Below are 10,256 nucleotides of genomic sequence, written 5' to 3'. Positions count from 1 at the left end.
GCCTGCATGCGGATACTACTGATCAGACTAAATGCCATGCTGCGAGACGGTACAGAATGGCGCTGACGGACGGTAGGTTAAGACAGTTGCTCCCACAGGGGTTCTGTGCTGATTTGGCCATTACGCCCACCACGACCCACCGCACAAAAAATGACGCCCAAGTCACGTTTTCCCGCATTCTCCCGTCCCCACAGCAATTTATGTAGTGACTGAAAATAATCACTACATAACCGTTGACGTAACCTTTTTGTCCTTGCATTATCGAGACGTCTTCCGGATCGGGAGCGTTGGTAACACGCGTTTTGAGCAAGCTCGTCTGACCGCCGAGCTGTTTTTTCCGGATGTGCACTGCCCACAAGGCAGATTGATGAAGCTGACCGGCCCGCAAGGGTTGGTACAAGGAGCTCAAACGCTGCTTGTCTTCGTGATGAAACCATTGCGTAGCCGTTCATCAGCAAGACTACATGCATCAGGTTCAAGACCCTGCCCGTATTTGGCAGACCGTCACTGACGCCCGGTTTTCGCAACCGGAGACAACTAAGCAGTTTTAACGGAATCAACTGATAGATCGCCAACTGGTCAAGGGGCTTACATTATGAATCTGAACAACCAACCAACTATCGATGAATTGGCTGAGATGTTCGCAGCGCAGAAAGACAAACTCGACGACCATATCCTTTGGGTTGGTAAATCGGGCGAAGTCAAAATTGACTGCCTGGCGCCCCATACCGAAGAAGCCGAGTTCGACCGCAACCACCGCGAACTGGCGGCGCGCCTGAAGATGTACCGCCGCGGCCAGGGTTATGTTGGCAAGAAAGCGGCAGCCGATCGCAATTTTATCGAGCAAGTATTCGACACACTTAACAGTGCCTGGGCGTCTTTCAAAGACAACTCGCAAGTTAAAGTGATCGACCGCTACTACTAAGTACAACTTGCCCATTGTGGGAGCTGACTTGCCGGCGATAACGGTTTAACTGCCAACACTTTTGTTGAATGTTAACTGGCTATCGCAGGCAAGCCAGCTCCCATATTTGTTTTGTGGCACCCTCAAAAAGTCGGGAAACGTCCCTTCGCCGCTTCATCGCGAAAAATATCAAACAACACCTGCGCCGCCGCCGACAACTCATGCCCAGGTTTGGTCAGCACGCCAATCGGCCGCTCGATCACCGGATCGCTCAAGGTGATGCAATGGGCGCCCGCCTCCTCCATCTGACGTGCGCACAAGGCAGGCACGGCGCTGACACCCAGGCCACTGGCAACCATCTTGCCCACCGTAGCCAATTGATGACTTTCCAGGGCCACGGGCAATTTCATCCGCAAGGCCCCCAAGTGCTCCTCCAGCATCACTCGCACCGTCGAAGGCCGTTGCAGCGTGATGAAGGGGTGTTCCAACAGGGTTTTCCAGTCGACTTCGGTACATTGCGCCAGGGGCGAATCACCGGGCACCACCGCAATAAACCGGTCCAGGTATAAAGGCGTGAATGCCAGGGACGAGCCTTCAGATGGCTCGAACGCCACGCCCAGTTCCACTTGGCGATCGCGGACCATCTCCAGCACCTGTTCATTGATCAGGTCGTGCACCGTCACATTCACCTGCGGGTAACGCGCGCGGAATATCTTCAGGATCGGTGGCAGCAGGTTGCCCGCAAACGAAGGCATCGCCGCCACGGTGACGCGACCCCGTTGCAGGGTGAAACGCTGGCGCAATTCATCTTCGGCATTGTCCCAATCGGCAATCAACCGACGTGCCAGCGGCAGCAGCGATTCACCCTCGGGCGTCAGCGCAACATTGCGGGTATTACGGCTGAACAGGCGGCCACCCAGGCCCTCTTCCAGGCCCTTGATGGTCAGGCTCAGCGCCGACTGGGAAAGGTGCAGACGCTCGCAGGCAGCGGCAAAACTCAGGCTTTGGGCCACGGCGAGAAAGGCACGCATCTGTTTGACGGTCATGAGGCTGCTCCGGGCGGCGATTGGACTATGCTGTTTTCTAAATCAATCAACCTTAAAAAACAACTTAACAAATCAATCCGTCGGCGCAACACTCAGTTCATTGGCTGGCCCACAAACAATAAAAGAGGTGCATATGGCAGGTTTCGATAAACGCGTGGCGTCCTATGAAGAAGCACTGGCAGGCCTGGAAGACGGCATGACCGTGCTCTCCGGTGGTTTTGGCCTGTGCGGCATTCCAGAAAACCTCATCGCCGAGATCAAGCGCAAAGGCACCCGTGACCTGACCGTGGTTTCCAACAACTGCGGCGTCGACGGGTTTGGCCTGGGCGTACTGCTGGAAGAAAAGCAGATCAGCAAGGTAATCGCCTCCTACGTCGGTGAAAACGCCCTGTTCGAGAAGCAACTGCTCAGCGGCGAAATCGAAGTGGTGCTTACGCCCCAAGGCACCCTGGCGGAAAAAATGCGCGCGGGCGGCGCCGGCATTCCGGCCTTCTTCACCGCCACCGGCGTCGGCACTCCAGTGGCCGAAGGCAAGGAAACCCGCGAGTTCAACGGTCGCCCGTACCTGATGGAATTGTCCATCACCGGCGACTTCGCCATTGTCAAAGGCTGGAAAGCCGACCACTTCGGCAACGTCATCTATCGCCATACCGCGCAGAACTTCAACCCGCTGGCGGCTACTGCGGGCAAGATCACCGTGGTCGAAGTTGAAGAAATCGTCGAACCGGGCGAGCTGGACCCGGCGCAGATCCACACCCCAGGCATCTACGTCGATCGAGTCATTTGCGGCACCTTCGAGAAGCGCATCGAACAGCGCACCGTCCGCAAATAATCCGCCAGCCCAAATAACAAGGAGACAACACATGGCTCTTACCCGCGAACAAATGGCTCAACGCGTCGCCCGCGAAATGCAGGACGGTTTCTACGTCAACCTCGGCATCGGCATCCCCACCCTGGTGGCCAACTACATTCCCGAAGGCATGGAAGTGATGCTGCAATCGGAAAACGGCCTGCTTGGCATGGGCCCGTTTCCGACCGAAGATACCATCGATGCCGACATGATCAACGCCGGCAAACAAACCGTGACGGCGCGCATCGGCGCCTCGATCTTCTCCTCTGCGGAATCCTTCGCAATGATTCGCGGCGGGCATGTCGACCTCACCGTGCTCGGCGCATTTGAAGTGGACGTGCAGGGCAACATCGCGTCGTGGATGATTCCCGGCAAGCTGGTCAAGGGCATGGGCGGCGCCATGGACCTGGTGGCCGGTGCGGAAAACATCATCGTGATCATGACCCACGCGTCCAAGGACGGGGAGTCCAAACTGCTTAGCCAGTGCAGCCTGCCGCTGACCGGCGCCAAGTGCATCAAGCGCGTGCTGACAGACCTTGCGTACCTGGAAATCGAAAATGGCGCTTTTGTCCTCAAGGAACGCGCACCTGGCGTCAGCGTTGAAGAGATTGTGAGCAAGACCGCCGGTAAACTGATCGTCCCGGACCACGTTCCAGAAATGCACTTCCAGTGAGGACAGATTCCATGCAAGACGTCGTGATTGTTGCTGCCACCCGCACCGCCGTGGGCAGCTTTCAAGGAGCGCTGGCCAGCATTCCGGCGCCGGAGTTGGGCGCGGCCGTGATCCGTCGCCTGCTGGAGCAAACCGGTCTGGACCCGGCTCAGGTCGATGAAGTGATCCTCGGCCAGGTACTGACCGCAGGCAGCGGCCAGAACCCGGCGCGCCAGGCCTCTATTCTGGCGGGCCTGCCCCACGCCGTGCCGGCTTTGACCCTGAACAAGGTCTGCGGCTCGGGCCTCAAAGCCCTGCACCTGGGCGCCCAAGCCATCCGTTGTGGCGACGCTGATGTGATCATCGCCGGCGGCATGGAGAACATGAGCCTGGCGCCGTACGTCTTGCCCGCTGCGCGCACGGGCTTGCGCATGGGCCACGCCAAGATGCTCGACAGCATGATCACCGACGGTCTGTGGGATGCGTTCAACGACTACCACATGGGCATCACCGCCGAGAACCTGGTGGACAAGTACGGCATCAGCCGTGAAGCCCAGGACGCGTTCGCCGCAGCCTCCCAACAGAAAGCCACCGCCGCTATCGAAGCCGGCCGGTTTGTCGATGAGATCACCCCGGTCCTGATCCCGCAGCGCAAAGGCGACCCGGTGGCCTTCGCCGTGGATGAACAACCGCGCGCCGGCACCACGGCCGAGTCATTGGCCAAGCTCAAGCCCGCGTTCAAGAAAGACGGCAGCGTCACCGCCGGCAACGCCTCCAGCCTCAACGATGGCGCCGCCGCTGTGCTGCTGATGAGCGCTGACAAAGCCAAGGCTCTCGGCTTGCCGGTGCTGGCGCGTATCGCCAGCTACGCCAACGCCGGTGTCGACCCTGCGATCATGGGCATCGGCCCGGTCTCGGCGACCCGCCGCTGCCTGGACAAAGCCGGTTGGAGCCTGGGCGACCTGGACCTGATCGAAGCCAACGAAGCTTTCGCCGCGCAATCTTTGGCGGTGGGCAAAGAGCTGGAATGGGATGCAAACAAGGTCAACGTCAACGGCGGCGCCATCGCCATCGGCCACCCGATCGGCGCCTCAGGCTGCCGCGTGCTGGTGACCCTGCTGCATGAAATGATCAAGCGCGACGCCAAGAAAGGCCTGGCCACCTTGTGCATCGGCGGCGGCCAAGGCGTAGCCCTGGCGCTCGAGCGCAGTTGATCTAAAGAGCAACAGGCTAACTGTGGCGAGGGAGCTTGCTCCCGTTGGGCTGCGCAGCAGCCCCAGTCAACAAGAGCAACACGAGAAAAGGCTCGATTACACGAAAAATCGGGCCTTTTCTTTGTCTGGCTTTCCTGAAAAAACACAATTCTCATGTGGGAGCTGGCTTGCCTGCGATAGCAGTGTGTCAGCCAAGCAATTATTACCTGATACACCGCTATCGCAGGCAAGCCAGCTCCCACAGTTGACCTTCATTGTAAGTTAGTGAGAATGAGGTACCGCAAACACCGCATTCGCCCGTGCCACCACCTTGTCCCCCACTTGCAGGCTCACGGTGGCAAACGCCATCTGCCGACCACGCTTGTGGTGCTCCAGGCGCACCACAATCCACTCCCCCACCTGCACGGCCCCCAGGTAGTCCAACGTCATGCTAGCGGTTATCAACGGTAACGGCGGTTCGCTGGAAAACGCCATCGCATAACCCATGCCAACATCCGCCAGGGTCGCCAACACCCCACCGTGCACCGTGCCGCGGCCATTGGCGTGGCGGTTGTCGGCACGCAGGCCGATTTCCAGTTGCAACCCTTCACCCCGGCAATACGCCGGACCTAACAAGTCGAGCAACGGGCTGCTGCGTGGCAGCGAGACAAAGCCTTCGGGCACGGCGTGAGTGATCATGGCGAGTTCTTCCTTGGCCAAAACACGAGGTGTAACCCAGCCTCCCCAAGCCCGCCATCAACATCAGTCAAAGCAATGATCAACAATCAGCTAGCGCTTCATGCAACGCTGATAGCGCTCATCCACGCGCTTGGCAAACCACGCAGTGGTGAGGTTGCGGGTGATCTTCGGGCTTTTGAGCACGATGCCCGGCAAGATCGCGCGCGGCACCGGCTTGCCGGCGGCCTTGTCGGCCAGGGCAAAGACGCGTTTGTAGAGGGTGGTTTCCTCGAAATCGAACTGCTCACCTTTTTCCAGCTGGCTGCGGATGCTGGGGTTGCGCATATCCAGCTTTGCACCCAGTGAACGCACCGCCAACTCGGTGGTGCCGGGCAGCAGTGAGCCATAACGAATCAGATCCCCATCCAGCGCCAGCTCGGTGCCGCTGACTCGGCTGACAGCGGCCTGGAACGCAGCATTGCGGCTGGCATACCACCCTGCGTTGAAATCGGCAAAGCGGTGCAACGGCTGATCGTAGCTCACCGGGTAACCGAGCAAATGCGTAATGCCGAAGTACATGCCGCCACGACGGGTGAAGACTTCACGACGAATCGTGCCATCCACGGTGTAGGGATAATCGCGGGCGTGTTGCTGCGCAAAGTCGATACTGACCTGCATGGGGCCGGCGGTGTGCACCGGGTTGAAGCCGCCGAACAAGCTATTACCCAGGGGCACCATGCTGATGAAGTCGTCAAAAATGCCGCTCAAGTCCTTCTCTGTGCGTGCCGCACTGAGGCGCTCGGCGTAGGTCTTGCCGGTGGGCGAACGCAATTGCAGCGTGGTGCGCACCACAAAGGCCGGCACATGGACCTTGCCGGCGCGGCGCAGGATTTCATCCTGGGCGATCTTGCCCATGTTCGGCACCGGCGGGTCTACCTGGTAAGTGGACTCTTGCTCGGTGACCGCCAGTACGGCGCAGATATTTTCGCTGCTGGGGTAGATTTTCTGGGTGTCGAAGGCGGTGTAGATGTCTGTGGCCCAGCCGTTGCGGTCCGCCACCGTGACCGGTAACAGCCGCACAATCTGTGCCTTCACCTCGGCCTCGCTGCGTTCAGGCTGCTGCGGGCCGCGTGGGGTGGAGCAACCGGCCAGCACCAGTAAAGTGGTGAGGCACAGAATCAGGCGGCTTGAATACATGGGGCTTCCTTGAATAACGACGGGCCGAGTTGTGCGGATATCGACAGGTAAGTCTAACCGGGGTTCGCCGACCTGCTGCATTTGTCAGTTACGACCAAACGTGACTGCCTGCTGTACGACAATCACATCACCACACCCGCCCGAACAGACGACAAAAACTACGGAAACATCCTACCAATCCGCCGGATAAGCACTGCTGCGCGCGTCTTAAAACCGCTGCAAAGTCCTTCGCCTGATCACACAGTGCGAGGGATTGCAGATGGTTTTGTTTGTTAGAGCCCGGGCCAAAGGGGCTACCGCTTGAACCCGGCCATTGGCAGGCTGGCCCTGACCCCAATGGACGTGAAGACGGTCGACGTTGAAAGCGTCTTCCGCGATTTTCGCGAATGCCTGAATACCTTTGACGACTGGGCGTCGAGCTTCTGGAGCTTCTCGGCGCTGGATGTCGAGCAGGTGTTCAAGGTCGGGGATGAGGTGGCGCTGGTCGCCCCGATCAACCGCTCCATCATTCCCAGCAGCACCGTCGCCACGTGCCAGGCCAATGGCACGTTGACCCTGGTGCATATGTTCCAAAGCACGCGTTTTGTGCCCATTGGCAATACGCCGGTGGTGCTGCAACGCGTCGATCCCGACGGCGGCCCATTGGGCGAGCCGATCCACCACACCATCGGCCCCAGCGGCATTCTCGAAATCACCGAGTGTGATCGTAATCAATCGTACCGAATCAGTTTTTACCCCGATGTTTCCAAAGATCACGTCAAGGCACTGTACGCGTCTTATCAGTCAGTGATTGCGGGGTTGGAAGAGCGCCTGCGTGAAGCGTGGAACGACACCTTCCAAGCGCAGTGGGCAATTTATGCCGACGCCAAACCGCTCGACCAACGCAGGATGCTGGAGAAGGCGGTTCTCAATGGCATGGGCACGGCGCTTTACACCCTTTGGGACAACTTGACGCAGCTGTATGAACTGTTGGCGGACATCAAGCCCAACAGCGAAAAGTTGCTCAAGTACATCTCCCAAGCCGAGCTTGATGAGCTGCTGACACTCAGCAACGACGCGATCGCCAGCGGCCTGCTGGTACTCAGCGATGAGCCGCTGTTGTTCATTTACGTGTCGGCGATGGTCAGCTGGATGCGCCTGCTGCCGCCGCAAGACATGCATGAGCTGATGGGCGAAATCACCGGCGAGGTGTTGATCAACTTGCTGTTGATTCGGGCGACGGCGGGCATGGGCGTGGCGGTACGCCTGGGCACTCAAGTCCTCGGGCACATCAAGTCCGGACGGGCGCGGAGTTTGCTCGAGTTGCTGGCAAAACAGCATGTGGGGCCGACGTTGGAGCCACATGTAGCGGCGGTTAAACCCTTGTTGCTGAGCAGTGCCCCGACGCCGATCAAGACCGTGCCGGTTGCGCCGCTGAAGGCTGGGGATCAGTTGGTTGCCAACCCGGTGCCGGCGGTGCGCGGCAAGACGCAGCAGACCGCGTTTGGTGCGCCAGGAACCTGTGGATGATGTGCCGGCTTCGGGCAAGAACCTGAATGGCGATGCGGCGGCTGCGGCGAACAACACCGTTACCAATGGTTGCCCGGTGTCGATGGTTACCGGCGAGGAATTACTGACACTCACCGACGGCACGCTGGACGGGATTTTGCCGTTTGAGTGGGCGCGGGTGTATCGCACCAGTGCGGTGGAAGTGGATGGAGGGTTGGGGTTTGGCTGGAGCCATTCGCTCTCGCAGCGGTTGGTGGTTTCCGGTGATTCGGTGGTGTGGACGGATCATGAGAACCGCCGTACTGAGTTTGTGCTGCCCTCCGCTGCTCGACCGGCGATTACCAACAGCTTGGCTGAAGCGNGGTGATTCGGTGGTGTGGACGGATCATGAGAACCGCCGTACTGAGTTTGTGCTGCCCTCCGCTGCTCGACCGGCGATTACCAACAGCTTGGCTGAAGCGGCGATTTATTTGGGTGAATTGCCCGATGAATTAGTGCTGGCTCAGGCGTCGCGGTTTTATCACTTTCGCGATGGCGTGCTGGTTGCCATCAGCGATGCGTATGACAACCGACTGCGGGTTTTCCGTGATCGTTCGGGGCGGGTTGAACGGCTGGACAATGGCGTAGGCCGCTCGCTGTTTCTGCGTTATGAATTTGGCCGCATTGTGGCGGTGGACTATCAGGTTCATCGCGCCAAAGGGCATGAGCCGTTTGAATGGGTGACCGAGCAGAGCATTGTTTCCTACGCCTATGACGACCTTGGCCGTCTGGTTTCTGCGACCAATGCCGTAGGCGAAAGCGAGGTTTATCGGTACGACGAGCAGCACGTCATTCTTGAGCGTGGGTTGGCCGGTGGGGCGAGCTTCTTTTGGGAATGGGATCGGGCTGGTAAGGCTTCCCGGTGTGTTCGGCATTGGGCCAGCTTTTCGCAGATGGATACGCGGTATGCCTGGGGCGATGACGGTCGTGTCACGGTGCATAACGCTGATGGCAGTCAGGAAGTGTATGTCCACGATGACCGCGCACGCTTGGTGCAGCGCATTGATCCGGACGGCGCTGAACACTTCAAGTCTTATGACGACAAGGGCCGGCTGACGGCACGATGACCGCGCACGCTTGGTGCAGCGCATTGATCCGGACGGCGCTGAACACTTCAAGTCTTATGACGACAAGGGCCGGCTGACGGTCGAGCAGGACCCGCTTGGGGCGGTGACGGCGTACCAGTACGACGACGCCGGACGCTTGGTGACGCTGTTTCCGGGGGACGATGAGCCGACGTCCTACGAGCATGACAACGGTTTCGTACGGGTTGTGCGCTGTGGTGAGGCTGTTTGGAAATATGAGCGTAACGATCAGGGCGACGTCATTCGCAAGACCGATCCTGACGGCAATATCGCGGACTACAGCTACAACAAATACGGGCAACTGACGGGGGTTTGGTTTCCCGATAACAGTTGCCATCGGCTGATCTGGAATGAGCGGGGGCAGCTGCTTGAGGAGCTGCTGCCCAATGGGGGTATCAAGCGTTATCGCTATGACGACCTTGGTCGCCAAATCACCCGTGAAGATGAACTCGGCAAGCTCACACAGTACCAATGGGACGCTGCCGGGCGCTTGCGAAAACTGACCCAGCCAGGCGGTGCAACGCGCGAATACAGCTACAACGCCTACGGAAAAATCACCGCCGAACACGACGAACTCGGCCACGTCACCCGCTACGAATACGCCGACGGCCTGCACCTGATCAGCCGCAGAATCAATGCCGATGGCAGCCATGTTAAGTACCGCTACGACAATCCGCGCCTGCTGCTGACCTCGATCGAAAACGAGGCAGGCGAAACCTACCGGCTCGATTACCACCCCAACGGCCTGATCCAGCAGGAAATCGGCTTTGACGGCCAGCGCACGGCCTATGTGTATGACCTCAACGGCAACCTGGCGGAAAAAACCGAGCACGGCGACGACGGCAGTCAGCTCGTTACCCGCTACAAGCGAGACCACGCCGGGCGCCTCGTAAGAAAAACCCTGCCAGACGGCAATATTGTCGACTATGCCTACGACCGCCAAGGCAATCTCCTCAGCGTCGAAGACGGCCATTGGGCGCTGGCCTACGAATACGACCCACAAAACCGCCTCACCGCCGAACACCAGGGCTGGGGCACTTTGCGCTATGGCTACGATGCCTGCGGCCAACTTAAAAACCTGCGCCTGCCGGACAACAACCGCCTCACCTTTAACCACGACAAAG

7 protein-coding genes and 2 pseudogenes are annotated in these 10,256 nt (G+C 59.1%); 6 read left to right on the top strand and 3 right to left on the bottom strand.

Annotated features, from left to right (window positions below):
* Positions 1-595 precede the first annotated feature (595 nt).
* On the top strand, positions 596-925 hold the full coding sequence (locus ASE80_RS19480; protein ID WP_056860409.1) for a hypothetical protein: 330 nt from the start codon (positions 596-598) through the stop codon (positions 923-925).
* A gap of 122 nt (positions 926-1,047) precedes the next feature.
* On the opposite strand, the gene ASE80_RS19475 is transcribed toward ASE80_RS19480, so the two are convergent.
* The gene (locus ASE80_RS19475) at positions 1,048-1,950 is read right to left on the bottom strand and encodes a LysR family transcriptional regulator (RefSeq protein WP_056860408.1); all 903 of its coding nucleotides are present in this window, start codon (positions 1,948-1,950) and stop codon (positions 1,048-1,050) included.
* A gap of 133 nt (positions 1,951-2,083) precedes the next feature.
* On the opposite strand from ASE80_RS19475, the gene ASE80_RS19470 reads away from it, so the two are divergent.
* From ASE80_RS19470 to ASE80_RS19460, 3 genes are read left to right on the top strand one after another with little or no spacing between them, the layout of a single operon-like run.
* On the top strand, positions 2,084-2,782 hold the full coding sequence (locus tag ASE80_RS19470) for a CoA transferase subunit A (protein WP_056860407.1): 699 nt from the start codon (positions 2,084-2,086) through the stop codon (positions 2,780-2,782).
* 31 nt (positions 2,783-2,813) lie between these two features.
* Positions 2,814-3,473 (top strand): CoA transferase subunit B, encoded by a 660-nt coding sequence (locus ASE80_RS19465; RefSeq protein WP_056860406.1) that lies wholly within the window; start codon positions 2,814-2,816, stop codon positions 3,471-3,473.
* Between the two features lie 11 nt (positions 3,474-3,484).
* Entirely contained in the window at positions 3,485-4,666 is a 1,182-nt protein-coding gene (locus tag ASE80_RS19460; RefSeq protein WP_056860405.1) for an acetyl-CoA C-acetyltransferase, read from the top strand.
* Positions 4,667-4,927: 261 nt separating this feature from the next.
* Here the strand turns inward: ASE80_RS19460 and ASE80_RS19455 are convergent, their stop codons facing one another.
* A complete protein-coding gene (locus tag ASE80_RS19455; protein WP_056860404.1) occupies positions 4,928-5,344 on the bottom strand; it encodes a PaaI family thioesterase in 417 nt (138 codons plus the stop codon).
* A 90-nt stretch (positions 5,345-5,434) separates the two neighbouring features.
* Positions 5,435-6,520, bottom strand: coding sequence for a DUF1615 domain-containing protein (locus ASE80_RS19450; RefSeq protein ID WP_056860403.1), 1,086 nt, complete (start codon positions 6,518-6,520; stop codon positions 5,435-5,437).
* A 336-nt stretch (positions 6,521-6,856) separates the two neighbouring features.
* Here ASE80_RS19450 and ASE80_RS31545 point away from each other — a divergent pair.
* Together ASE80_RS31545 and ASE80_RS31540 are read left to right on the top strand one after the other, a co-directional pair.
* Positions 6,857-8,369 (top strand): annotated as a pseudogene (locus ASE80_RS31545) (DUF6531 domain-containing protein); the annotation flags it as partial.
* Between the two features lies 1 nt (position 8,370).
* Positions 8,371-10,256 (top strand): annotated as a pseudogene (locus ASE80_RS31540) (type IV secretion protein Rhs); the annotation flags it as partial.

The sequence above is a fragment of the Pseudomonas sp. Leaf15 genome, from assembly GCF_001421425.1.
GTDB lineage: Bacteria > Pseudomonadota > Gammaproteobacteria > Pseudomonadales > Pseudomonadaceae > Aquipseudomonas > Aquipseudomonas salomonii.
This window is presented reverse-complemented; position numbering and strand designations above follow the sequence as displayed.